General features: G+C 74.1%; 22 protein-coding genes. 15 read left to right on the top strand and 7 right to left on the bottom strand.

Annotated elements, in window-relative coordinates; genetic code table 11:
- Positions 1 to 71 precede the first annotated feature (71 nt).
- Positions 72 to 938 carry a TrmH family RNA methyltransferase gene (locus AB0J86_RS00110; protein ID WP_363850051.1) on the bottom strand — a complete coding sequence of 289 codons (867 nt, stop codon included), beginning with the start codon at positions 936 to 938 and terminating at the stop codon, positions 72 to 74.
- Between the two features lie 11 nt (positions 939 to 949).
- A complete protein-coding gene (locus tag AB0J86_RS00105; RefSeq protein WP_363850049.1) occupies positions 950 to 1,285 on the bottom strand; it encodes an STAS domain-containing protein in 336 nt (111 codons plus the stop codon).
- Positions 1,286 to 1,466: 181 nt separating this feature from the next.
- Here AB0J86_RS00105 and hemL point away from each other — a divergent pair, with 181 nt between their 5' ends.
- From hemL to AB0J86_RS00055, 10 genes are all read left to right on the top strand, one after another.
- The gene (gene hemL / locus AB0J86_RS00100; RefSeq protein WP_363850046.1) at positions 1,467 to 2,843 is read left to right on the top strand and encodes a glutamate-1-semialdehyde 2,1-aminomutase; all 1,377 of its coding nucleotides are present in this window, start codon (positions 1,467 to 1,469) and stop codon (positions 2,841 to 2,843) included.
- Positions 2,844 to 2,903: 60 nt separating this feature from the next.
- A complete protein-coding gene (locus tag AB0J86_RS00095; RefSeq protein ID WP_363850044.1) occupies positions 2,904 to 3,551 on the top strand; it encodes a histidine phosphatase family protein in 648 nt (215 codons plus the stop codon).
- Between the two features lies 1 nt (position 3,552).
- A complete protein-coding gene (locus AB0J86_RS00090; protein ID WP_363850041.1) occupies positions 3,553 to 4,131 on the top strand; it encodes a TlpA disulfide reductase family protein in 579 nt (192 codons plus the stop codon).
- Positions 4,131 to 5,012, top strand: coding sequence for a cytochrome c biogenesis protein CcdA (locus tag AB0J86_RS00085; RefSeq protein ID WP_363850038.1), 882 nt, complete (start codon positions 4,131 to 4,133; stop codon positions 5,010 to 5,012). The genes AB0J86_RS00090 and AB0J86_RS00085 overlap by 1 nt, the downstream gene beginning before the upstream one ends.
- Positions 5,012 to 6,748: a cytochrome c biogenesis protein ResB gene (locus tag AB0J86_RS00080; protein ID WP_363850035.1), complete on the top strand. Its 1,737-nt coding sequence runs from the start codon at positions 5,012 to 5,014 to the stop codon at positions 6,746 to 6,748. Before AB0J86_RS00085 ends, AB0J86_RS00080 begins: the two co-directional genes overlap by 1 nt.
- Positions 6,748 to 7,749, top strand: coding sequence for a c-type cytochrome biogenesis protein CcsB (ccsB, locus tag AB0J86_RS00075; protein WP_363850033.1), 1,002 nt, complete (start codon positions 6,748 to 6,750; stop codon positions 7,747 to 7,749). Before AB0J86_RS00080 ends, ccsB begins: the two co-directional genes overlap by 1 nt.
- A 175-nt stretch (positions 7,750 to 7,924) precedes the next feature.
- On the top strand, positions 7,925 to 9,406 hold the full coding sequence (locus tag AB0J86_RS00070; RefSeq protein WP_363850030.1) for an ATP-binding protein: 1,482 nt from the start codon (positions 7,925 to 7,927) through the stop codon (positions 9,404 to 9,406).
- 135 nt (positions 9,407 to 9,541) lie between these two features.
- Entirely contained in the window at positions 9,542 to 11,005 is a 1,464-nt protein-coding gene (locus AB0J86_RS00065) for a menaquinone biosynthesis decarboxylase (RefSeq protein ID WP_363850027.1), read from the top strand.
- Positions 11,002 to 12,024 carry a menaquinone biosynthesis prenyltransferase MqnP gene (mqnP, locus tag AB0J86_RS00060; protein WP_363850024.1) on the top strand — a complete coding sequence of 341 codons (1,023 nt, stop codon included), beginning with the start codon at positions 11,002 to 11,004 and terminating at the stop codon, positions 12,022 to 12,024. Before AB0J86_RS00065 ends, mqnP begins: the two co-directional genes overlap by 4 nt.
- A 16-nt stretch (positions 12,025 to 12,040) precedes the next feature.
- Positions 12,041 to 12,685 (top strand): UbiX family flavin prenyltransferase, encoded by a 645-nt coding sequence (locus AB0J86_RS00055; RefSeq protein ID WP_363850022.1) that lies wholly within the window; start codon positions 12,041 to 12,043, stop codon positions 12,683 to 12,685.
- 41 nt (positions 12,686 to 12,726) lie between these two features.
- On the opposite strand, the gene AB0J86_RS00050 is transcribed toward AB0J86_RS00055, so the two are convergent.
- Positions 12,727 to 12,999: a BldC family transcriptional regulator gene (locus AB0J86_RS00050; protein ID WP_363850019.1), complete on the bottom strand. Its 273-nt coding sequence runs from the start codon at positions 12,997 to 12,999 to the stop codon at positions 12,727 to 12,729.
- A gap of 276 nt (positions 13,000 to 13,275) precedes the next feature.
- Between AB0J86_RS00050 and AB0J86_RS00045 the strand changes: the two genes are divergently transcribed.
- Both AB0J86_RS00045 and AB0J86_RS00040 read left to right on the top strand, forming a co-directional pair.
- Positions 13,276 to 13,734: an Lrp/AsnC family transcriptional regulator gene (locus AB0J86_RS00045; protein ID WP_363850016.1), complete on the top strand. Its 459-nt coding sequence runs from the start codon at positions 13,276 to 13,278 to the stop codon at positions 13,732 to 13,734.
- 79 nt (positions 13,735 to 13,813) lie between these two features.
- The gene (locus AB0J86_RS00040; RefSeq protein ID WP_363850013.1) at positions 13,814 to 14,905 is read left to right on the top strand and encodes a PLP-dependent cysteine synthase family protein; all 1,092 of its coding nucleotides are present in this window, start codon (positions 13,814 to 13,816) and stop codon (positions 14,903 to 14,905) included.
- 16 nt (positions 14,906 to 14,921) lie between these two features.
- Here the strand turns inward: AB0J86_RS00040 and AB0J86_RS00035 are convergent, their stop codons facing one another.
- The 4 genes from AB0J86_RS00035 to AB0J86_RS00020 all read right to left on the bottom strand — a co-directional run bounded on the left by AB0J86_RS00035 (position 14,922) and on the right by AB0J86_RS00020 (position 21,379).
- Entirely contained in the window at positions 14,922 to 15,548 is a 627-nt protein-coding gene (locus tag AB0J86_RS00035; RefSeq protein ID WP_363850011.1) for a putative glycolipid-binding domain-containing protein, read from the bottom strand.
- Between the two features lie 77 nt (positions 15,549 to 15,625).
- On the bottom strand, positions 15,626 to 17,476 hold the full coding sequence (locus tag AB0J86_RS00030) for a DEAD/DEAH box helicase (protein ID WP_363850008.1): 1,851 nt from the start codon (positions 17,474 to 17,476) through the stop codon (positions 15,626 to 15,628).
- 259 nt (positions 17,477 to 17,735) lie between these two features.
- Positions 17,736 to 19,664 carry a hypothetical protein gene (locus AB0J86_RS00025; RefSeq protein ID WP_363850007.1) on the bottom strand — a complete coding sequence of 643 codons (1,929 nt, stop codon included), beginning with the start codon at positions 19,662 to 19,664 and terminating at the stop codon, positions 17,736 to 17,738.
- A gap of 185 nt (positions 19,665 to 19,849) precedes the next feature.
- Positions 19,850 to 21,379 carry an NlpC/P60 family protein gene (locus tag AB0J86_RS00020; protein ID WP_363850004.1) on the bottom strand — a complete coding sequence of 510 codons (1,530 nt, stop codon included), beginning with the start codon at positions 21,377 to 21,379 and terminating at the stop codon, positions 19,850 to 19,852.
- 291 nt (positions 21,380 to 21,670) lie between these two features.
- Between AB0J86_RS00020 and AB0J86_RS00015 the strand changes: the two genes are divergently transcribed.
- The 3 genes from AB0J86_RS00015 (at position 21,671) to AB0J86_RS00005 (ending at position 23,529) form a co-directional block, all read left to right on the top strand.
- Positions 21,671 to 22,726: an aminofutalosine synthase MqnE gene (locus AB0J86_RS00015; protein ID WP_363851544.1), complete on the top strand. Its 1,056-nt coding sequence runs from the start codon at positions 21,671 to 21,673 to the stop codon at positions 22,724 to 22,726.
- Positions 22,727 to 22,825: 99 nt separating this feature from the next.
- On the top strand, positions 22,826 to 23,248 hold the full coding sequence (locus AB0J86_RS00010; protein ID WP_363850001.1) for a hypothetical protein: 423 nt from the start codon (positions 22,826 to 22,828) through the stop codon (positions 23,246 to 23,248).
- 11 nt (positions 23,249 to 23,259) lie between these two features.
- Positions 23,260 to 23,529: a DUF4229 domain-containing protein gene (locus AB0J86_RS00005; RefSeq protein ID WP_363849998.1), complete on the top strand. Its 270-nt coding sequence runs from the start codon at positions 23,260 to 23,262 to the stop codon at positions 23,527 to 23,529.
- Positions 23,530 to 23,710 lie beyond the last annotated feature (181 nt).

Here is a 23,710-nt window from a genome sequence, read left to right as displayed (position 1 = left end):
GCAGCCGGGCGAGTGCCCGCCTCGGCCGAGCCGGGTCGCTCAGCCGGCGGGCCGCTCAGCCGGCGGGCCGCTCAGCCGGCGGGCCGCCGGCCCGGCTGGGCCGGGATGCCGCCGGCCGCCCCGACCGACCGCTGCCGCGCCACCTCGTACAGCACGACGGTGGCCGCGGCGGCGGCGTTCAGCGAGCTGGCGGCCCCGCCGATCGGGATGCGGACCATCCGGTCGCAGGTCTGCCGCCAGGCGGCGCTCAGGCCGTGGGTCTCGTTGCCGACCAGCACCAGCTCCGGGCCGGTCAGGTCCTGCTCGGCGAGCTCGACCTCGCCGCGCTCGTCGGTACCGACGATCCGCACCGGCAGGCCGGCCGAGCGCAGCCCGTCGACCCACTCGACCACCGCACGGTGCGTGGGGACCCGTACCACGGGGACCGAGAAGACCGAGCCGGTGCTGGCCCGTACCGCCTTCGGGTCGTACGGGTCCGCCGCGTGACCGGTGATCACGACGCCGGAGGCGCCGAACGCGTCGGCGGAGCGGACCAGCGTGCCGATGTTGCCGGGCGTGGTCGGCCGGTCGAAGACGACCACGAGCAGCCCCGGGCCAACCGGTATCCGCCCCAGGTCGTCCTCGGGGAGCGCCACCACGGCGAGCAGTTCGGGCGCCTCGTCGTCCTTGCCGCCCAGCTCCGCGAGGAGTTCGGGCGCCATCGCCACCGGGGTCGCCGGTACCCGGTCCAGCAGCTCCCGCGCCCAGCCGGAGAGCGGGCCGCGGTCGGCGTGCAGCAGGGCCCGTACGGTCCAGCCGTGCTCGACCGCCAGCGTGATCGGGCGTACGCCCTGCACCAGGAGTTCGCCGGCGCGCTGGCGCTTCGTACGGTTGGTCAGCAGCGCCTGCCACTGCTGGAAGGCGGCGTTCCGGGTGGTGACCCGCAGCGGCCTCGGCACGGTGCGCGTGCTCAGCCGGCGGCCTGCTCGTTGCGGATCATCAACGCGGACCGGAGCCCGGTGATGTCCAGCACCCGGAGCAGGAACTCCCCGACGTTCGTGAGCACCAGCAGGCTCTGCGCGTGGCTGGCCTTGCGGCTGAGCACCACGAGGGTGCCGAGACCCTGCGAGTCGCAGAACGTCACGCCGGCCAGATCGAGCACGATCCGGGGCGGCGCCTCGCTGAGTACCTCGTTGACGACGTTGGACAACCGGGTGGCGGTGAGCATGTCGATCTCTCCGGCGAGGCTGACCACCGCCTCGTCGTTCGATCGCTGCACCGTGATGGACAGCTCCGCGCGCTCCACGGCTGTCAGCCTATCGCGATCTAGAAGTACCGGCCCGGCAAGCCGGGCCGGTATGGGCGGAAACGCGCTCACTGCGCCGTTCTCGGCCGGTCCGTGGCGGGCGGACCCGCGTGAGCGGGGTTACCCCTGGGCAGGGGTGGCTGGCGTGACGTCGGGTGGGCGCTGACACAATGGCGGCACCGTGACCGAGACGCATACGCCCGGCAGCGACCGCTACCCAGCCGCCGCGCCGGCCTCCGAGGCCCTCTTCGACCGCGCCCGCACCATCGTGCCGGGCGGGGTCAACTCGCCCGTACGCGCCTTCCGGGCGGTCGGCGGCACACCCCGCTTCATGGTGCGCGGCACCGGCCCGTGGCTATTCGACGCGGACGGCCGGCGCTACGTCGACCTGGTCTGCTCCTGGGGCCCGCTGATCCTCGGGCACGCGCACCCCGAGATCGTCGCCGCCGTGCAGCAGGCCGCCGCCGCCGGTACCAGCTTCGGCACCCCCACCCCCGGCGAGGTGGAGCTGGCGGCGGAGATCGTCGCCCGTACGCCGGTCGAGCAGGTGCGCCTGGTCAACTCCGGCACCGAGGCGACGATGTCGGCGATCCGGCTCGCCCGCGGCTGCACCGGCCGCTCCAAGATCGTAAAGTTCGCCGGCTGCTACCACGGCCACGTCGACGCCCTGCTCGCGGCGGCCGGCTCCGGCGTCGCCACGCTCGCCGCCGCGGCCGAGGCGAGCGGCGAACTCGGCGCGCTGCCGGACTCGCCGGGGGTCACCGGCGCGGCGGCCGGCGACACCATCGTGCTGCCCTACAACGACCTGGCCGCGGTCGAGGCCGTCTTCGCCGCCGAGGGCCAGCACATCGCCGCGATCATCACCGAGGCGGCGGCCGGCAACATGGGCGTGGTGGCTCCGCGCGACGGCTTCAACGCCGGTCTCGCGAGCATCGCGCACGCGTACGGCGCGCTGCTCATCGTCGACGAGGTGATGACCGGATTCCGGGTCTCCCGGGGCGGCTGGGCCGGGCGGGAGCCGGTCGACGCCGACCTCTACACGTACGGCAAGGTGATGGGCGGCGGGCTGCCGGCCGCGGCCTTCGGCGGCCGGGCCGAGCTGATGGCGCAGCTCGCGCCCTCCGGGCCGGTGTACCAGGCCGGCACGCTCTCCGGTAACCCGCTCGCCTGCGCCGCCGGCCTGGCCACGCTCCGCCTGGCCGACGAGGCCGTCTACCGGCGGCTCGACGAGAACGCCGCGCTGGTGAGCCGGCTGGCCACCGAGGCGCTGACCGCCGCGGGCGTGCCGCACCGGCTGTCGTACGCGGGAAACATGTTCTCGATCTTCTTCACCGACGCCGAGGTGTACGACTACGACACGGCGCGGACCCAGGACGGCGACGCGTTCAAGGCGTTCTTCCACGAGATGCTGGCCCGCGGCGTCTACCTGCCGCCCAGCGCGTTCGAGGCGTGGTTCGTCTCGGCGGTGCTGGACGACGAGGCGCTGGCGCAGATCGAGGCGGCGTTGCCGGCCGCGGCCGCCGCCGCGGCAGCGGTAGGGGCGAGACACGGGGGGTAGTGGGTTGACCGCTCAGGGTTGGTGTGCGGGGCTCCGGACGACCGGCGGGGAGTCGCCGCGATGAGCCACACGGTCGTCCACGTGCTGCGGCACGGCGAGGTGTACAACCCCGAAAAGATCCTCTACGGCCGGCTGCCCGGGTACCGCCTCTCGGAGCTGGGCGTACAGATGGCGAAGGCGGCGGCGCAGGCGCTCGCCGAGCGCGACATCGCGTACGTGGTGGCCAGCCCGCTGGAGCGCGCCCAGCAGACCGCCGAACCGATCGCCGCGCAGTTCAACCTGCCGGTGGCGGTGGACGAGCGGCTGATCGAGAGCGCCAACTGGTTCGAGGGGAAGCGGGTCTCGCCCGGCGACGGCTCGTTCCGCGACCCGCGCAACTGGTGGGTGCTGCGCGACCCGGTCACCCCCTCCTGGGGCGAGGCGTACCGGGTGATCGCGTCGCGGATGTTCGCCGCGCTGCACGCCGCCCGGGTCGCGGCCGAGGGGCGCGAGGCGGTCTGCGTCTCGCACCAGCTGCCGATCTGGACCCTGCGCCGGTACGTCGAGCGCAAGCGGCTCTGGCACGATCCGCGCAAGCGGCAGTGCGGCCTGGCGAGCCTGACCTCGTTCCACTTCGACGGTGCCAAGGTCGTCGGCATCGGCTACAGCGAGCCGGCGGCGCACCTGGTGGCCATGTCGCCGGGCGCCCGGACGGCCAAGGGAGCCTGACATGGTCCGCCCGCCCCGGATCGTTCTCGCCGCGCTGCTCGCCGTGGTCGCGGCGGTGGCGCTGGCCGGCTGCTCCGGCGGCGGGTGGCAGGAGAAGTGCGACAGCTCGGCCGACGGGATCATCACCTGCGCGCCCGGCGACCGGCCGGGCCCGGTGAAGGTCTCCGGCGAGCTACTCGACGGCGGCACGTACGACCTGAGCGCCGACCTCGGCCAGGTCGTGGTGGTCAACTTCTGGGGCTCCTGGTGCGCGCCCTGCGTCGCCGAGGCCGACGACCTGGAGGGCACGTACCAGGCGACCAAGGCGTCCGGGGTGCGCTTCCTCGGTGTCAACGTCCAGGACCAGCGGGACAAGGCCCGGGCGTTCGAGCAGGGCCGGGTCAGCTACCCGAGCCTCTTCGACCCCGCCAGCCGGCAGGCGCTCGCCTTCGAGATCCCGCCGAACTCCACCCCGGCGACCGTGGTGCTGGACCGCCAGGGACGCATCGCGGTGGTGATCCGCAAGGCGGTCCGCCGGGACGACCTCGAACCGATCGTCGCCCGGGTGGCCGCCGAGCGGCCGGCGGACGGCGCGCGCTGATGGGCGAGACCTTCCGGGAGATCGCCAACGGCGGGCCGCTGCTGCTGGCCATCGGCGCGGCGGCGCTCGCCGGGCTGGTCAGCTTCCTCTCCCCGTGCGTGCTGCCGCTGGTGCCGGGCTACCTCTCGTACATCACCGGGCTGGCCGGCAGCGAACTGGAGGGGCGGACCACCCGCACGCCGCCCGCCGGCCGCTCCGCCGCCCCGACCGCCGGGACCGGGGCCGGGGCCGCCGGGAGCGGGGCCGGGGCCGCCGGCCCGACCGCCACGCTCGCCGTCGCGAGGACCCGCTCGATCGGTGTGGTCAAGGGCCGGGTGCTCGCCGGGTCGGCGCTCTTCATCGGCGGCTTCACGGTGGTCTTCGTCCTCACCGCGGTCCTGGCCGCCCAGATCGGCGGGGTCTTCTTCACCCACCGGCGGGCCCTGGAGATCGGCGCGGGAGTGCTGGTCATCGTGCTGGGGCTCGCCTTCCTCGGCCTGGTACCGGGCATGCAGCGCGAGTTCCGGATCCACCGGCTGCCCAACGCCGGGCTGCTCGCCGCGCCGGTCTTCGGCGCGGTCTTCGCGCTCTCCTGGATCCCCTGCGTCGGCCCCACCCTCGGCGCGGTGATCACGATGTCCGCGGTCTCGGGCAAGGCCGACCGCGCGGTGGTGCTCGCGGTGGCGTACTGCCTCGGGCTCGGGCTCCCCTTCGTCGCCTTCGGGCTCGGCTTCCAGCGGCTGCTCGGGGTCTTCCGGGTGGTCCGCCGCAACAGCCGCTGGGTCACCCGGCTCGGCGGCGCGCTGCTCATCGTCGTCGGGCTCGCCCTGCTCACCGGCGGCTGGCAGGACTTCGTGATCTGGCTGCGCGGCACGGTCGGCGTGGGGGAGGTGGGCATCTGATGACCCTGGTCGAGGACCGGGTGGCGGCCCCGGAACAACCGCCGCCCCGGCGGCCGAACCGGCTGTGGGCGCTGCTGCGCAACTCGTGGCGGCAGCTCACCAGTATGCGTACCGCCCTGGTGCTGCTCTTCCTGCTCGCGGTCGCGGCGATCCCGGGCTCGCTGCTGCCGCAGCGCGCCATCAGCGCCGAGAAGGTCAACGCGTACTTCGTCCAGCATCCCAAGCTCGCCCCGGTGCTGGACCGGCTCGGCGCCTTCGAGGTCTTCGCCTCGGTCTGGTTCTCCGCGATCTACCTGCTGCTCTTCACCTCGCTGATCGGGTGCATCGTGCCCCGGCTGCGCGACCACTACCGCGCGCTGCGCGCCGTACCACCGGCTCCGCCGCGCCACCTGCGGCGGCTGCCGCAGTACGCGAGCTGGTCGGTCGCCGGGTCCGGGGACGCCAGGTCCGGGGGCGGTGACGACGAGGAGGGTACGGCGCGGGCCATCGCGGCCGTGCTGCGCCGGCGCCGCTGGCGGGTCGCGGTCCGGGGCGGCACGGTCTCGGCCGAGAAGGGGTACCTCAAGGAGACCGGGAACCTGCTCTTCCACGTCACCCTGCTCGCCGTGCTGGTCGGGGTGGGCTACGGCGCCTGGTACGGCTGGCACGGCAACCGCCTGCTGGTCGGCGGCGCGGACAAGGCGTTCTGCAACACCCTCCAGCAGTTCGACGAGCAGGGCCTCGGCCCGCGCGTCGACGACGGGGACCTGCCGCCGTTCTGCCTGGAGCTGACCGACTTCAAGGCCAGCTACCTCGACTCCGGGCAGCCGAAGAGCTTCAGCGCGACGGTACGGGTCGACGAGCGCGGCCGGCCGTCCCGCAGCGCGACCTTCTCGGTCAACTCGCCGCTGCGGCTGCACGGCGCCAACGTCTACCTGCTGGGGCACGGGTACGCCCCGATCATCCGGTACACCGACCGGTACGGGAAGTCGCTGACCAGCATCGCGCCCTTCCCGACCACCGACGCGATGCTGACCGGCGAGGGCGTGGCCACCTTCCAGGACGTGAACATCGACCCGAAGACCGGCAAGCGCGACCCGAACCAGCAGGTCGCCTTCGAGGGGATCTACCTGCCGACCATGCCGGACCAGCCGCCGTACGTGCGGTCGGTCTTTCCGGCCGAGCGCTCGCCCGGCCTGATGCTGATCCCGTACCGGGGCAACCTCGGGCTGGAGGCCGGCATCCCGGGCTCGGTCTACCAGCTCGACCAGCGGCAGATCCGGACCGGCAAGCTCAAGCAGGTCGGCGACGGCAAGCTGCTGCGGCCCGGCGAGAAGTGGACCCTCGACGACGGTTCGTCGGTGGAGTTCGTCGGCAGCCGCCAGTTCGTGACGCTCTCCGTCCGGTACGACCCGGGCGAGAAGATCGTGCTGGTCAGCTCGGCGCTGCTGCTGGTCGGGCTGATGCTGACGCTGACCGGGCGCCGGCGTCGGGTCTGGTTCCGGGTGCTCCCGGCCGACCCGTCGGCGCAGAGCCCGGCCGGCGGGCCCGATCCCGACCGGGCGGCGGACTCGAACGGGGGAACCGCGGCGCCGGACCCGGCGCTTTCCGACCCGCTGAGCGAATCCACGACGGCGCGTAGTAGTTTCGTGGAGGCCGGTGGCCTGCCGCGCACCGACTATTCCGGGTTCGCCGAGGAGTTCAACCAACTGGTCGCCGCGGTGCGACGCGCCGGGACGCAGGAGGAGAGCGAGTGATGGCCGCACTCTCGGATCAACTTTTGGTGGTCGCGATCTTCGCGTACCTCGTCGCGATGATCTGCCACGCGGCCGAGTACGCCCTCGGCAACCGTGCGATGGTCGGCCGGACCGTGGTACGCCCGGCCCGCGAGCGGGTGCTGGTCGGCGCCGGCGTCGGCGGCGCGGGCGGTACCGGCCCGGGCGCGGAGCCGCCGCGGGTGGAGAAGGTGCCCGCCGCCGACGTGGACCGGGGCCCGGGCCGTGCGGCGCTCGCCGGCCGCATCGCCGTCGCGGTGACGGTGCTCGGGGCGCTCGCGCACCTCGGCGTGATCACCACCCGGGGTATCGCGGCGGACCGCATGCCCTGGGGCAACATGTACGAGTTCGTGCTCTCGGTGACCTTCGTCGGCGCCACCGCGTGGCTGGTCGTGCTCTCCCGCCGGCCGGCGATCCGGCACCTCGGGCTCTTCGTCGCGCTCGCCATGGTGCTGCTGCTCGGCGTCGCCGGGCTGGTGCTCTACACGCCGATCGTGCCGCTGGTGCCGGCGCTCAACTCGTACTGGTTCGTCATCCACGTCACGGCGGCGGTGCTCTCCTCGGGCCTGCTGCTGCTCGCCGCGGTGCCGGCCGTCATGTACCTGATCCGCAACGGCTACGAGCAGGGCAAGCGGAGCTTCCCGTACACGCTCGGCGCGCGGGTGCCCGCCGCCGCCACGCTGGAGCGGCTGACGTTCCGGCTGCACACCTTCGCGTTCCCGATCTGGACGTTCGCCGTGATGGCGGGCGCCGTCTGGGCCGAGGCGGCCTGGGGCCGGTACTGGGGCTGGGACCCGAAGGAGACCTGGGCCTTCATCTCGTGGGTCGTCTACGCCGGCTACCTGCACGCCCGCGCCACCCCGAGCGTGAAGCGCAACGTGGCGACGTGGATCGCCGTGCTCGGCTTCGCGACCATGCTGATGAACCTCTTCGGCGTGAACCTCTTCATCTCCGGCCTGCACTCGTACGCCGGTGTGAACTAACCGGCGCCTTCGGTCGGCGCGCCGCCGGCCGGACCGGCGATCCGTCCCCGAGGGCCCGCGATCCGTTCGCGGGCCCTCGGCGTACCGGGACATTCCTCCGTCGGCCCCGCGCCGCGGTTGCCCGCGAGATTTAGGACTACACTTCTAATAAATGTAGTCCTAACCTGGGGCGGCGATGGTGCTACCGGGCAAGCCCGCGGAGATCTTCGATCGGGACGCCGAGTGGGCGGAGCTGGCGCGGTTCGTCGGCGACGAGCGCCCCGGCGCGACGCTCGGCGTGGTCAGCGGACGCCGCCGGCAGGGCAAGACCCTGCTGCTGTACGAGTTGGCGCGGGCGACCGGGGGCTTCTACTTCGGGGCGACCGAGGCCACCGAGACGGACTCGCTGCGGCGGCTCGGCACGGCCCTCGGACGCCACCTGGAGGCGCCCGGACCGCTGAACCTCGCGGACTGGGGCGAGGCCGTGGACGCGCTGCTCGCGCTCGGGCGCGAGCGACCCACCACCGTCGTGCTGGACGAGTTCCCGTACCTGGCGCGGGCCAGCCGGGACCTGCCGTCGATCATCCAGCACGCGCTGACCCCCGGGCGCCCGGAGCGGACGGCCTCCCGTACCCGCCTGCTGCTCTGCGGTTCGGCGCTCTCCTTCATGGGCGGGCTGCTCGCCGGGTCGGCCCCGCTGCGCGGCCGGGCCGGGCTGGAGCTGCCGGTGGCCCCGCTGGACTTCCGGGCCGCCGCCGCCTTCTGGGGGATGACGGACCCCGCGCTGGCGGTGCGGGTCTTCGCCATCGTCGGCGGCACGCCGGCCTACCGGCGGGAGTACGTCCAGGACGACGCCCCGAGCGGGGCGGAGGACTTCGACGACTGGGTCGTCCGGGCGGTGCTGAACCCGGCCCGACCGCTCTTCCGGGAGGCCCGCTACCTGCTGGCCGAGGATCCCGACCTGCGGGAGACCGCGCTCTACCACTCGGTGCTCGCCGCGGTGGCCGAGGGGAACGCGACCCGGGGCGGCATCGCCGGGTACATCGGCCGCAAGGCGACGGACCTGTCGCACGCCCTCACCGTGCTGGAGGACGCGGGCCTGCTGGCCCGGGACCCGGACCCGCTGCGCGGCGGCCGGAGCCGGTACCTCATCACCGAGCCGCTGGTGACCTTCTACCAGGCGGTGATGAAGCCGACCTGGACCGCGCTGGAGCAGCGCCGGGGCGCCGACGTCTGGCGCCGCTCGCAGCGGCGGTACGCGAGCGCGGTGCTCGGGCCGCGCTTCGAGGACCTGGTACGCCAGTGGGTGCTCCGGTTCGCGGCACCCGAGACGCTGGGCGGCCCGGTGGCGGAGGCGCACGCCGGCACGCTGACCGACCCGGCGAGCCGCACCAGCCACGAACTCGACCTCGTGGCGCTCGGCGAGCCGCCCGCCGACGGGCCCCGCCCGCTGCTGGCGGTGGGCGAGGCGAAGTGGGGGCGGCGGCTCGGCGTCGCCGATCTCGACCGGCTGGTCCAGGCCCGGGAGGTGCTGCGCCGCCGTCCGGGGGTGGACGCGGAGCGGACCCGGCTGCTACTGGCCAGCGCCGAGGGCGGTACCGACCAACTCCGCGACCTGGCGGCCGACCGGGACGACGTGCTCCTCGTGGACCTGCCCCGCCTCTACACCGGCGAGTAACCCCCGCCGCCACCACCGCCTCGCCCCGTCGATCTAGGGCAAATCGTGGTGATTAGAGATCAACTCACGATGATTTGCCCTAGATCGACGGGGCTGGGTGCCGGGGCCGGCGGGCGGTGCGCGAGACTGGCAGGCATGGCCCCACGTGGTTTCCCGTACCCCGACCTCAAGGAGTTCCTCGCCGCCCTGGAGCAGGCCGGCGAGCTGCGGCGGGTGACCGTGCCGGTCGACCCGACGCTGGAGATCAGCGAGGTGGTGACCCGTACCGTGCGCGCGGGCGGGCCGGCGCTGCTCTTCGAGCGGCCCACCCGGGGCGAGATGCCGGTCGCGATCAACCTGTTCGGTACGGAGCGCCGGATGGCGATGGCGCTCGGGGTCGAGCGGCTCGACGAGATCGGCGACCGGATCGGCGCGCTGGTCAAGCCGGAGCTGCCGGTCGGCTGGTCCGGTATCCGGGAGGGGCTGGGCAAGGTGCTCCAGCTCAAGTCGGTACCGCCGAAGAAGGTCAAGACCGCGCCGTGCCAGCAGGTCGTCTACCGCGGCGCGGACGTCGACCTGAATCGGCTGCCCGGGTTGCAGGTCTGGCCGGACGACGGCGGCATCTTCCACAACTTCGGCCTGACCCACACCAAGCACCCGGAGACCGGCAAGCGGAACCTGGGGCTCTACCGGTTGCAGCAGCACTCGCCGAACACGCTCGGCATGCACTGGCAGATCCACAAGGACTCCACCGCGCACCACGCGGTGGCGGAGCGGCGCGGCGAGCGGCTTCCGGTCGCGGTGGCGATCGGCTGCGACCCGGCGATCTCGTACGCGGCCTCCGCGCCGCTGCCGGGTGACATCGACGAATACCTCTTCGCCGGATTCCTTCGGGGCGAGCGGGTCGAGATGGTCGACTGCCTGACCGTGCCGCTACAGGTGCCGGCCAACGCCCAGATCGTGCTGGAGGGCTACCTGGAGCCCGGGGAGCGCCTGCCCGAGGGGCCGTTCGGCGACCACACCGGCTTCTACACGCCGGTCGAGCCCTTCCCGGTGCTGCACATCGAGGCGATGACCATGCAGCGGGAGCCGGTCTACCACTCGATCGTCACCTCCCAGCCGCCGCAGGAGGACCACGGGCTCGGCAAGGCGACCGAGCGGATCTTCCTGCCGCTGCTGCGGCTGCTGATCCCGGACATCGTCGACTACGACATGCCGGCCGCCGGGGTCTTCCACAACTGTGTGATCGTCTCGATCCGGAAGCGGTACCCCAAGCACGCCCAGAAGGTGATGAACGCCATCTGGGGCGCCCACCTGCTCTCGCTGTCGAAGCTGATCGTGGTGGTGGACGAGGACTGCGACGTGCACGACTACCAGGAGGTGGCGTTCCGCGCCTTCGGTAACGTCGACTACGCGCGGGACCTGCTGCTGACCGAGGGCCCCGTCGACCACCTGGACCACGCCTCGTACCAGCAGTTCTGGGGCGGCAAGGCCGGCGTCGACGCGACCCGGAAGCTGCCGACCGAGGGCTACACCCGGGGCTGGCCGGAACGCATGACCATGTCGCCGGAGGTCCGCAGCCTCGTGGACAAGCGGTGGAAGGAGTACGGGATCCAGTGAGCGAGCCAGGCACGGTGGCGGCCACACCCACGACCGGTACGGCGGGAGATCCGGCGACCGGAGCCGCGGCGGCGGGCGGCCCGCCCCCGGGCGGCGCGCGCGGGACGAACGGCCGGGTCCGGTCCTTCCTCAAGCTCGTCGCGATCGAGCACTCGGTCTTCGCGCTCCCCTTCGCCTACCTCTCGGCGCTCACCGCGATGGCGGTCGACGGGGGCCGGGTGCGCTGGCGGGACCTGCTGCTGATCACGATCGCGATGGTCGGCGCCCGTACCTTCGCCATGGCGGCGAACCGCATCATCGACCGCCGCATCGACGCGCGCAATCCGCGTACGGCCGGGCGGGAACTGGTGACCGGGGCCGTGAGCGTCGGCACGGCCTGGACCGGGGCGGTGGTCGCGCTGGTCGTCTTCCTCGCCGCGGCGGCGCTGCTCAACCCGCTCTGCCTGGTGCTCTCGCCGCTGGCGGTGGTACCGCTGGTCGTCTACCCCTACGGCAAGCGCTTCACCAACTGGCCGCACGCCATCCTGGCGCTGGCGCAGGCGGTCGGGCCGGTCGGCGGCTGGCTCGCGGTGACCGGCACGTTCGCCGGCTCCGGGCCGGCCTGGATTCTCGGCGCGGCGGTCGGGCTCTGGATCGGCGGCTTCGACCTGATCTACGCCTGCCAGGACATGGAGATCGACCGGAGGATCGGGGTGCACAGCGTGCCCGCCCGGTACGGGCTGCGCTTCGCCCTGGTCGCCTCCACGGTCGCGCACGTGGTCACCTTCGCGCTCTTCCTCTGGTTCGGCGCGCTGGTCGGGCTGGGCGGCGACGCCGGCGGCGACTGGCTCGGCGCGTGGCCGTGGTGGATCGGCCTGCTGCTGACCGCGCTCGCCTTCGCGTACCAGCATGTCGTGGTCACCCCGACCGACCTGACCCGGGTGAACCGGGCCTTCTTCACCGCCAACGGCTTCGTCGGCATCGCCCTGTTCGCCTTCGCCCTGCTGGACCTCGTCCTCCGGCTGGAGTTGCGGCCCTGACCCGGCCCGGTACGCCGTGACGGACGAGGTACGCCGCATTCCGTGGGTGCTCGGGGTCTCCGGGGCCTCCGGTACGCCGTACGCGGCGGCGGTGCTCGGCGGGCTGCTCGACGCCGGTCACCCGGTGGACCTGGTGGTCTCCCGGGCCGCCCGGCTGACGATCCTGGACGAGACCGGCCGGCCGTTCCGGGACGCGCACTGGGCCGACGACCTGGCCGCCTGGCTGGGCCGCGATCTCGGCGGGGCCGACGTGCGCTACTGGCCGGCCGGTGACCTGGCCGCGGGGCCGAGCAGCGGCTCGTACCCGGTGCGCGGCATGGCGGTGGTACCGGCCAGCACGGCGGCCTGCGCCGGCATCGCGCTCGGACTCTCGAAGGACCTGCTGCAACGGGCGGCGGAGGTGAACCTCAAGGAGCGGCGGCGGGTGGTGGTGGTGCCCCGGGAGACCCCGGTGACCCGCAGTCACCTGGAGCATCTGATCACGCTGCACGACGCCGGGGCGGTGGTGCTGCCGGCCAGTCCCGGCTTCTACGGCGCGGGCGCCGGGGCGAGTGCGCAACAGTTGGTCGACTTCGTGGCCGGCAAGGTGCTCGACGGGCTCGGCGTGCCGCACTCGCTCTTCACCCGCTGGTCCGGCCGGCTCAACGCGGACCGGAGCTGATTCTTCGCGGCGCTGCCGGTGACGGTGGGGTCTTCGCTGGGTCAGTACATGCCGGCGTTGGCGGGTCCGGGCCCGCCCGGTGCCGCCGGTCCCGCGTTGCGCGGGCGGTCTGCCACGTTCGTGTCGACCTCGTCGAGCATGCCCTCGCCCTCAAGCAGGGCCCGTACCTCCGACTCGCGGAAGCGCCGGTGCCCGCCGGGCGTCCGGATGCTGCCGATCCGCCCGGCGGCGGCCCACCGCGTGACGGTCTTCGGATCGACGCGGAACAGCGCAGCCACCTCGCCCGGCGTCAGCAGACGATCTCCAGTGTCCACGGCCCCTCCTCGCTCGACGAAGCCCCCAGACTGGTGAGACTGCCCCCCGGACAGGTGTCTGCCAGAGCCCTAGTTAGGGACGTACGGCAATTACAACACCGTGGGCGAGGCGTGTCCGGCGAACGCGAAAACGTACCGACTGGGTAGTTAGCCCCATCGATTTGCCCGATTTGCCTGCTCTGAGAGGGTAACTTCTCGCCCGTGACGCGCCACGAGCGGCCACATCGCCACCGCGCCCGGAGCGCCCCGAGCCGGGCCGATTAGGGTCTGTAGTCCGTGGACGCCATCGACCGGAGCCTGGTGGAGCTGCTGCGCGGCAACGCCCGACTCTCCTACGCCGAACTCGCCCGCCAGGTCGGGCTCTCCGCACCGGCCGTGCATGAACGCGTCGGCAAGCTGGAGTCCAGCGGGGTCGTGCGCGGCTACCGGGCCGACGTGGAACCCGAGGCGATCGGGCTCGGCGTCACCGCTCTGATCGGCATCGTCCAGGATTCCGGGGCCGACACCGACGACGTGCTCGAGGCGTTCCGGCTGATGCCCGAGATCGAGTCCTGCTACTTCATGGCCGGGGTGGAGTCCTTCCTGCTCAAGGCCCGCGTCGGTACGATCGTCGAGCTGGAACAGCTGATCGTGCGGTTGAACCGGGTCGCCGGGGTCGCCTCGACCCGTACCGCCATCGCGTTGTCGACAAAGTGGGAGAATCGCCCCCAACCGATCAGCCCGCCGCAGCCCTGACCAGCCGGGCCGCCGCTGGCGGGGCCGGGGAGCATGATCATCTTCGTGTTTCGGGTCCGGTCGTTGTTACGGTCGTCGCGTGGAACATCTCGATAGGTGTAACGACGCGGACCGGGCCTGGGTTATCGAGGCCATCGCCATCGTCGAGGCGGACGCGAACCGCTCCGCCGACACCCATCTGCTGCCGTTCCCGCTCCCCAGGGCCTGGGGGATCGACCTCTACCTCAAGGACGAGTCGGTGCACCCGACCGGCTCGCTCAAGCACCGGCTGGCCCGGTCCCTGTTCCTGTACGGCCTCTGCAACGGCTGGATCGGACCGCGCAGCACCATCGTCGAGGCGTCCTCCGGCTCCACCGCCGTCTCCGAGGCGTACTTCGCCCGGATGCTCGGACTGCCCTTCGTGGCGGTGATGCCCGCCACCACCTCGCCCGAGAAGATCGCGCTGATCGAGTTCCAGGGCGGGCGCTGCCACCTGGTGGAGGACCCGGCCCGGGTGGTGGTCGAGGCGCGCTGGCTGGCCGAGGACCTCGGCGGGCACTACATGGACCAGTTCACCTACGCCGAGCGCGCCACCGACTGGCGGGGCAACAACAACATCGCCGAGTCGATCTACGCGCAGCTCGCCCTGGAGCGGCACCCCGTACCGGACTGGATCGTGGTCGGCGCCGGCACCGGCGGTACCAGCGCCACCATCGGCCGGTACGCCCGGTACCGGCGGTTGCCCACCAAGCTCTGCGTGGTGGACCCGGAGAACTCGGCCTACTACCTGGCCTGGCGCGACGCCGACTGGTCGGCCACCACCGGCCGCGGCTCACGGATCGAGGGGATCGGCCGCCCCGGCGTCGAGGCGTCGTTCCAGCCCGCCGTCGTCGACCGGATGATCCAGGTACCGGACGCGGCCTCGCTCGCCACCATGCGGGCCGCGTCGGAGGTGCTGGGCCGCCGGCTGGGCGGCTCGACCGGTACCAACCTGTGGGGCGCGTTCGACCTGATCGCGCAGATGCGCGCGGCCGGCCGTACCGGGTCGGTGGTGACGCTGCTCTGCGACGGCGGTGAGCGCTACACCGACACGTACTACTCGGACGAGTGGGTCGCCGCGCAGGGGTTGGAGCTGGCGCCGTACCGGTCCATCGTGGAACGCTTCCTGGCCACCGGCACCTGGCCCGAGTGACCCGGCCGGCCCGTAATCAGCGGCCGGCGCGGTCGGCCAGGCCGGGGTAGCGCACCACGTACCCGTCGCGGTCGAACTCGATTTCGGCCAGGAACCCCTCGCTGGCGAAGCGCACCCGGCCACCGCCCAGCGCCGTGTAGACCTGCTCGACCGGCAGCACCAGCAGGCTCGGTACCAGCACCCAGGCGACCCTGATCCGGTGCGTGCTGCCCGGCTCCGCGTCGAGCAGCCCCAACCGGCGAACCGGAAGCGTGTTGAACAGCACCGAGGCGCTCAGGTCGACGTCCAGGGCGGCCTCCAGCCGCTCCGGCTGCTCGGTGCCCGGCAGTCCCGCGCCCGGCTGCCCGGCGGCGGCCAGCGCCGCGTCCAGGTCGCCCTGTTCGGCCGTGCTGGAGCGCCAGCGGCCGGCGGCCCGTTCCAGCCGGAGCGTCCGGAGCCAGCCGGCCCCCGTGACGGTCACCTCCAGCCGCGTCGCCGACCAGGTCTCGTCGGTGGTCAGCTCGTACTGGCAGGTGTGCGGCAGCGGCTCGGCGGCCAGGGCGACGCCGCGCGCCGAGAGGCCGCGCCGGTCGTCCAGGAGCACGTGTTCGCTGCCCGCCGTGTCGCTGCGGGCCCAGAAGAGGGATTTCGGCATGCTCGGCATGGACCGACGTTACCGGCCCGGCCCGGGTGCCGCACCGCTTCCGGTGCGGCACCCGCGCGCTCGGGCTTGCGGATGCGTCAGTAGCTGCGGCTCGGGCGCCGAGTGCCGAAACGCCGATCGGACGGCGGCCGGCGGTCGTCGCGGGCGCGGTCGTCGGCGGGCCGCTCGTCCCGGGGCCGGCTGTCGTGGCGGAGGCCGCCTCGGCGCTCGCCCGGGGACCACTCGCCGCCCCGGCGCTCGGTACCGCGCCACTCGCCGCCCGGCCGCCCGGTGCCACGGTCGGCGCGACCGGCGTAGCGGTACTCGCCACCGGTCCGGCCGTCCCGGTCCCCGAAGCGCCGCTCGCCGTCCCGGTCACCCTGCGGGCGGCGCGCGCCGTCGCGGTCGCGGTCGCCGAAGCGGCGGCCGTCGCGGCGGTCACCGTCGCGGTCCCGGTACGGCCGTGCGTCGCGGCGCTCGCCGTCGCGGTACGAACGCCCGTCCCGGTCGCCGTGACGCCGGTCGAACCGGCGCGGGGCCGGCTCGTCCACCACCGGTACGCCGCTGGGGGCCTGCGCGCCGGTCAGCTCGGCCAGCGCCGGGTCACCCGAGCGGACGCGCAGCTGCGCCGGCTCGACGCCCGCCTTCTGGAGCATCGCGAGGGTGCTCCGGCGCTGCTTGGGCAGGACCAGCGTGGCGACGGCGCCCGACTCGCCGGCCCGCGCGGTGCGCCCGGCCCGGTGCAGGTAGTCCTTCGGGTCCTTCGGCGGGTCGACGTGCACCACCAGCGAGACCCCGTCCACGTGGATGCCGCGGGCGGCCACGTCGGTGGCGACCAGCACGTTCGTCCGGCCCTCCTTGAACTCGGCCAGCGTGCGGGTGCGTACCCGCTGGGTCTTGCCGCCGTGCAGCGCGCCGGCCCGTACGCCCACCGCGGCGAGCTGCTCGACCAGCCGGTCCACGCCCATCTGGGTACGGGCGAACATCATCGTGCGGCCGTCGCGCGCGGCGATCGACGCGGCCACCGCGAACTTCTCCTGCGGCGGGATCAGCAGCAGGTGATGGTCCATCGTGGAGACCGCGGCGGTCGGCGGGGCGGTGGAGTGGGTCACCGGGTCGGTCATGAAGCGCTGGACCAGCGCGTCGACGTCGCCGTCGAGCGTTGCCGAGAAGAGCAGCCGCTGTGCGCCCGCCGGGGTCTTCGCGAGCAGCTCGGTGACCTCCGGCAGGAAGCCCATGTCGGCCATCTGGTCGGCCTCGTCGAGGACCGTGATCTCGATGTCGTCGAGGCTGCACGCGCCCCGCTCGATCAGGTCGCCGAGGCGGCCCGGCGTCGCCACGATGATCTCGACCCCGCGTCGCAGCGCGTCGATCTGCCGGTCGTACGGCACGCCGCCGACGGCCGTCTTGAGGAACACCCCGACCGCCTTGCCGAGCGGCAGCAGCGCGTCGTTGACCTGCATGGCCAGCTCGCGGGTCGGCACCATGATCAGCGCGCGCGGGTGGCCCGGTCGGGCCCGGCCGCCGGCGGCGAGCCGGGCCAGCACGGGCAGCCCGAAGGCCAGCGTCTTGCCGGAGCCGGTCTGGCCCCGGCCGAGCACGTCCCGGCCGGCGAGCGCGTCCGGCACGGTGGCGCGCTGGATCTCGAACGGGGCGGTGATCCCCTCCCGGCGCAGGGCCCGGACCAGCTGCCCGGGCAGCCCGAGCGCGGCGAAGTCCGGCTCGGCGGCGGGCTCGGCCGCGGGCGGTTCAGCCGCGGGCGGTTCGGTGGTGCGGGTCTCGGCCGCCGCCGGTGGGGCCTGCCGCGGGATCTCCGGTCCGGTACCGGCCGGCGCGGCGGCCGCGACGGGCTCGGTCGATGCGGTGTCCGGGGTGGCGTCGGCGCGGGAGGACTCCACGGGGGCGTCGAAGACGGACGGGAACGTGCTGGGGTCAGCGAAGGACGTCAAGTAAACCTCTCAAGCGGGGCGCATCTTCGCGATGGCCCGCCGCGGCCGAGTGGTCGCCGCTGATTCGCCAGCAAGATCGCCCGTGGGCGTGCGCCGGGCACGCCAGGTCAGTGATCACTACGAGTGTACGGGTGCCGGTCGGTACCGACACGCGCGCGACACTCCCAGTGGGGAGGCTCACCTTGGCACCACCCCACCGTTCGCGCAACGGAATTGGGGCCGCTGAGCGCCGCGACGTTCGTCGGCCCGCCCGTACCGCTCAGCCGCCGAGCAGGCCGCTCAGGGCGTCACCGGCGACGAGTACCGCGATCAGGCCGACCGCGACCAGGATGCCGAGGCCGATCACCAGTACCAGCACGACCCGGGTGGTGTTCCCCTTCGACGCCGGGGTGTCCGCCCAGCCCTGGGCGAGGATGTGGCCGGTCAGCGAGCCGGAGTTCTCCACCGCCGGGTCCGGCAGCGACATCGCGGTGGTCAGCTCCCCGGGGTCGCCGCCGCCGTAGACGTTGCCCGGCGGGCGGGAGGCGGCGCCCTGCGCCGCCGCTGGCGGAAACCCGCCACCGGCCACGCTGGCCGGGCTGGCGGACGGGGGCCAACTCGGCAGCGCGGCGGCGGGAACCACCGGTGGCGCGCTCGACGGCGGCGCGCTGGACGCGGCCGGCGGCGCGCTGGGCATCGGGGTGGTGGACCGCGCGGCGGTGGAGAGCGGTGGAGCGGCCGGTGGCGCGGAGGTGGGCGGGGCGGGAACGGGCCCGCCGCCGAGCAGGGTCGAGACGCCCGAGGTGACCGGCGGAGGCGGGAACGGAGGCGCCGGCTCGGGCACGGGGCCCGGTGGGTGCGGCGGTGCCGGTGCCGGCGGTACCGGCCCGGGCGGCGGCGGGGTGGGCGGCACCGGCGGCACCGGTCCGGGCGGCGGAGGGGTCGGTCCGGGTGGGGTGGGTCCGGGGCCCGGCGGCGGAGGCGGGGTCGGCACGGGTGGGATGGGCGGAGCGGGCGGCCGTGGCGGCTGCACCGGCTCGACCGGTTCCGGCCGGGGTGGGTTCGCCGTGGCGGGGCCGGCGCCGGCCCGGTAGACGTTGGCGCCCCCGGCCGCGACCGGGACGTTCGCGCCGATCTCGTCCGGCGTCACCCGGCGCAGCTGGGGTACCGAGGCGCTGGCCCGGGCCGTGCTCGACTCCATCGGGCTGGGCATCCGCTGGGCCGGGACGGTGTAGCCGGGCGGGGGCGCGGACCCCGCCGGAGCCGGCTGCCCCTCGGCCGCGGCCGTACCGCCGGCGCCCGAGGCACCGCGCGCGCCGAGGAAGGACTCGACGGAGCCGGACGGGCCGAGCGCGCCGGACGCGTCACGGGCGCCGGTGTCCTCGCCCGTACCGCTGCCGCTCGGATCCGCCGTCTCCGACTTCTCGTTCGCCTTCGCGAAGGCCGACCAGGATCCGGTGGCCGTGGGGGTACGCGGCGTGCGGCGGGCCAGCGGCGGCACCGACTGCTCGGCCGGCCGGACCGGAGCCCAGGGCTCGCGGCCGTCACCCTCGCCGCCGTCGGGCTGGCGATCACCGGCCTGCGGACTGCCGGACTCGCGGCCTCCGAGGACTGGCCCGTCGGACTCGCGGCCTCCGAGAGCTGGCCCGTCGGACTCGCGGCCTCCGAGGGGCGGGCTGCCGGGCTCCCAGCCCCCGAGCGCCGGTGCGTCGGGTGCCGGGCCGCCCGGTTCGCCGGCCGGGGCCGCGACCGCGTCGGCTCCGCCCGAGCCGAGGTCGCCCGCGTCGAGTTCGCCGGCCCGGTAGGTCCTGCCGCCCCCGGTCGCCGCCGGGGCGATCCGCTCGATCTCGTCCGAGCTGGGCCGGACGACGGCCGCGACGCTGGCCCGTCCCCGGACCGAGGGCTCGGCCGGTGCCGGCGTCTCTCGTTCAGCGCCGCCCGCGTCCCGATCGGCCCCCTCCGGAGCGTCCGGCTCGGCGGTGGCGACCGTGCCGGGCCAGAGCGTGCCGGCCAGCGGGGCGGGCGGCGGCTCGTACGGCTCGGGCAGCTCCTCCTCCGCCGGGGCCGTGGCGGGGGCGGTGCCGACGGGCGGCAGGGGCGGCAGCGGGGTCAGCTCGGCCGCGTCGTCGGAGCGCGGTACGGACGACCCGGCGGCATCGGGGCCGTTACCCGCCTCTCCGCCGGTAGCCGGATTCCGTACTTCGTCCATCACTGCCTCCCGCACCCACGATCGCGCCCGGGCCGACCACGCGAGACCGGGCACGCGGGACCGGACACACCTGGCCCCACTCCGGTCTCACGGTGCCACATCCGGCCGCCGGAGCACAGCCGGAGTGCCGCGACGGATGCGAATTGGGAACGCGCCTCGGCGGGGCCCGCCCGCCGCCGCGCGCCTCAGCTGCCGCTCGACTCCGCGCTCGGGCTGGACTCGGCGGAGGTGGAGGCGCTCGGCTCCTCGCTCGACGGTTCGCTGCTCGGCGGCTGCGGCGTCGGGCTCGGCGTGGTCGCCGTCGGGCGCGGCTTCGGCGGGCGCGGCGGGGCCGGCGGCTTCGGCGGGGTCGCCGGCGGAGTGTCGGGCGGGGTCGTCGGCGGGTCGGTGTCCGGCGGCGTGGTCGGGTCGTCCGTGGGCGGCTTCGGCGTGTTGGTGGGCGGCTTCGGGGTGTTCGTGGGTGGCTTCGGCGGGTTCGTCTTCGGGGCGTCGACCGCGCCGAAGATGCGGGTCGCCTTGTAGAGGCGGGACCACGGCACCTGGGAAATCTTCACCACGTCGCCCGTGGTCGGCGCGTGCACCATCCGGCCGCCGCCGATGTACATGGCGACGTGGTGGATGCTGGTCCAGCTGCTGTTGGAGGCGAAGAAGAGCAGGTCGCCGGGGAGCAGGGCCGAGCGGTCCACCTCGCGGAAGCGGGTGGCGTAGTACTGGTCGCGGGAGACGCGCGGCAGGTCGAAGTAGTCCGCCCCCTTGGAGCGGTAGGCCGCCCACATCAGGCCGGAGCAGTCGAACCGGTTGGGGCCCTCGGAGCCCCAGAGGTAGGGGTCGCCGAGCTGGGCGAGCGCGTAGCTCACGGCGGCGAGCGCGCGCGGGTGGGCCGCCTTGCCGTTGAGGTACGAGCCGTTGAGGTACTGGGCCCCGTTCCGCTGCTCCGCGGCCTCCTGCGCCCGCTCGATCGCCTCGACCTGCGCGGCGTTGTCCTGCCGCAGCTTCACCAGCGCGGCGGCCTTCGTGTTGTAGGTCGCCTCTAGCTTGGTGAACTCCTCGGTCAGCTTCCCGAGCCGGCTCTCCGCGTCGAGCTTGGTCTGCAGCGCGTGCTGCTGCGCCTCGGTCGCGCGGGCCAGTTCCCGGGCGGCGGCGTCGGTGTCGCCACCCGCGGCCTCGCCCTTCTGGAGCCGGCTGAGCGCGCCCAGCCCGTGCAGGTCGGTGCCGAACTCGCCCGGCGGCAGGGCCGCGGCCTCCTTGAGGGCCTCCTCCGCGTACCGGTCGGCGGCCTGCCGCGCGACGGTCAGGTCCTGCTCGGCGCGGGTGAGGGCCTCCGTGGCGGCCTGCAGCTCGACGTTCCCGGCGTCCTTGCTCTGCCGGAGCACCAGCAGGTTCTCGCCGAGCTGGTTGACCTCGACCTGCAGGTTGTTTATCTGTGTCGCGAGTGGACCGTTGATGCCGACCGGCAGGATCGGGGCGCCGCCGGGGACGGCGGGCCCGCCGGGCAGCTGGATGGACTGGATGCCGTCCGGAAGCTGCGGCCGGCTGCCCGTGTCGGGGATGCTGTTCGGCGGCGGCGGATCGGCGTAGACCGGAGCCGCCTGGACCGGGTTCGTGAAGGCGAACGCCACGGCCGCACCGAGCACCGCGGACCAGAGCAGCGGGCGGAGCACGGGGTTGATGGTCGAATCCAGCCTGAATGCCCGTCCGCGTCTGTTCTTCGCCATCCCGCTCCCCGTCCAGATCGCGCTCGCCTCGCCCGCACTCGTGGTGCGGCGTGGTATCGCGCCGAGTGGTACCGCCCGTCCCAAAATTTCTTACCGCAAATCACCAGCCATGTCGATTGCCCTTCGGGTAACAGGACACTGAGAGTCCGTGAACCGACTCGCTGCTCCTTCGGGCAACGGGTGTGATCGGGAGCACGAATCCGCTGCCACAGGTCCCTGACCGGCCGTGGTCCCGTCGGCGCGGCCACGTACGCTCGCCGGAGTACCACAGGTGGAAGGGGCGTGGCCGGAATGGACGCCGGACTCAAGCGGGAACTCGAAGCGAAGGTGTACGCCGGGGAGCGCCTCAGCCGCGCCGACGGCATCGCCCTCTACGACAGCGACGACCTCGCCTGGCTCGGCCGGCTGGCCCACCACCGGCGCACGGCGCTGGGCGGCGACCGGGTGCTCTTCGGCGTCGACCGGCGGCTGGAGCTGACCGGCGACGAACCGGTGGCGGCGGCGGCCCGGCTGCGCGACGAGGAACCCACCGCGCTGTACCTCGTCGAGGGCCCGGACCCGGCGCTGTCCTGGGAGCACTACCCGCGGCTGCTGGCCGAACTCCGTACCGCGCTGCCGGGGGTGGCGCTGCTGGCGCTCTCCGCCACCGGCCTGCGCCGCTTCGAGCGGCTCACCGGCCGGAGCGCCGACGACCTGCTGGACGAACTGGTCGAGGCGGGCCTGACGGCGCTGACCGGTGCCGACGCGGAGATCTTCGACCCGGAGGTACGCGCCCGCTCCGGCGGGGACGGGTGCGACTGGGCGGACTGGTCCCGGATCCACCGGCTGGCGCACGCCAAGGGCCTGCGTACCGCCGCCGCCATGCGGTACGGCCACGTCGAGGAGGCGCCCCACCGGGTCGACCACGTGCTGCGGCTGCGCGAACTCCAGGACGAGACGGGTGGCTTCCCCACCTTCGTCCCGCTGCGGCGCCGGCCCGACCCGGCGGCCACGGGGCACGAGGTTCCGCCGGCCGCCGACACGCTGCGTACCCTCGCCGTCTCCCGGCTGCTGCTGGACAACGTGCCACACCTCAACGGCGCCTGGGCGGGGCACGGGATCTCGACGGCCCAGCTCGCGCTGAGCTTCGGCGTCGACGACCTCGACAGCACCCCCGGCGCGGAGCCCGTGACCGCCGCGACGGGCGGCGAACCGGACCTCCTGCACCGCGACGACCTGTTGCAGCTCATCTGGGACGGCGGTTTCCGCCCGGTCGAGCGGAACGCCCGCTACGAGGTGCTCCGCGAGTACGACGCGCCGCCGTCGCTGGCCGAGCGCCGGGCCGAACCGCAGCGGGTCTGGGCGTAGTCCCCGGCCCCCGGTCTCGGTCGTCCCGGCCCCCGGTCGCTCCGGCGGCCGGTGGGGCAGCGGCGGCCGACCGGCCAGCTCACGTACCCTCGACTGGTTATGACTGAGGGGCAGAGCACCTTTCCGCGGCGCGACACCGCCGGGCGGATCAGCGGGCTGGGCGACCTGCTCGGCGTCGTCCTCGCCGGGCTGGTCGTCGGCGTGCTGGCGCTGGTGCTGTTCGACTGGGTCGTCACCATCATGGGCACCGGCGAGTTCGGCCGCGCCAACGGCTGGCTCGCCCTGATCCTGCCGGCGTGGATCTTCGTCGAGGATTTCCGGGCCTGGCCGTCCGGGCCCGCTCGGGTGGTGACCGCGCTGGTGAGCGCCGCCGTGGCGGTGACCGCCGGGCTGCTCGCCGCCGGCCTGGCCCAGGAGTTGCCCACGCTCTGGTCCGGCGCGCTGGCGGCCACGGTCGCCGCCGGGGCGTACGCGGCGATCTGGTTTCACGTCATCCGGTGGCTGGACCGCCGGACGGGCTGATCGGAGCGAAGATGAGTGCCGCGGCAAAGTACACGCTGGGCCGGGTGGGCCTGTTCGTGGTGGTGGTGCTGGCCCTCTGGCCGGTCCAGATGAACCTGTTCCTCAAACTGATGGTGGCGCTGGCCTTCTCGGCGGCGGTCTCCTTCTTCCTGCTCCGCGGCTGGCGCGACCAGATGGCCCAGCAGTTGGCGAGCGCGGCGGAGCGGCGCAAGGCGGAGAAGGAGCGGTTGCGGTCGGCGCTGGCGGGCGACGACGAGGCGGGGTCCTCCAAGGACGCCTGAGCCGGTTCGGGGGCGGGTTGGTTCCGCCGGCCGGGCTCGCGTGGGCCGGGCTGGGGGTGGGCCGGGCTGGGGGTGGGCCGGGCTGGGGGTGGGCCGGGCTGGGGGTGGGGCCGCCGTGCCCGGCGAATCCCGTCAGGCTTGATGTCTTCGCCGGATCGGAAGAGCGTCGTGAGGGGAAAGA

The organism is Micromonospora sp. NPDC049559 (assembly GCF_040676675.1).
In the GTDB taxonomy this organism is placed as follows: domain Bacteria; phylum Actinomycetota; class Actinomycetes; order Mycobacteriales; family Micromonosporaceae; genus JBFAPK01.
The sequence above is the reverse complement of the archived record's forward strand: the minus strand, read 5'-3'. Positions and strand labels throughout refer to the sequence as shown.